Raw genomic sequence first — 521 nt, forward strand, 5'->3', positions numbered from 1 at the left:
CTGCCGGAAGATTTCCAAATTATTGATAGTGATGATCAACAGCGTTTGCTTAAGCGACTGATCAAAGCGCAAAACTGGATGACAAACAGTGGCCAGCGCGCCAAGTCGCTTGGTGGATCAATGGCAAAAAGACGAAGGATTGCGACCCATGCGCACATCGATGCTTACCACGATCCCGTCGACCAAAACCTACCTACAGTTGTACACCGCCTATCAAGAAGCGTGTGATCGTGCAGGTTTGGTCGACTTTGCGGAAATCTTGTTGCGTGCGCATGAGCTACTGCGTGAAAACAAATTCATCCGCGAACACTATCAAGCACGTTTTAAACACATCTTGGTCGACGAGTTCCAAGACACCAACAACATTCAATACGCTTGGCTGCGTATGATGGCGGGGCCTGAGTGCCATGTGATGATCGTCGGTGATGATGACCAGTCAATTTACGGTTGGCGTGGCGCGAAAGTGGAAAACATCGAAAGTTCACCCTTGAGTTTCCGAGCTGTAACACCATTCGCCTTGA

The 521-nt window shown here is 49.1% G+C and carries 1 pseudogene; it reads left to right on the forward strand.

Going from position 1 to position 521, the window contains the following annotated elements:
* Positions 1–521 (forward strand): annotated as a pseudogene (locus tag CIK04_RS32445) (UvrD-helicase domain-containing protein); the annotation flags it as partial.

The organism is Vibrio sp. 03_296 (assembly GCF_002265885.1).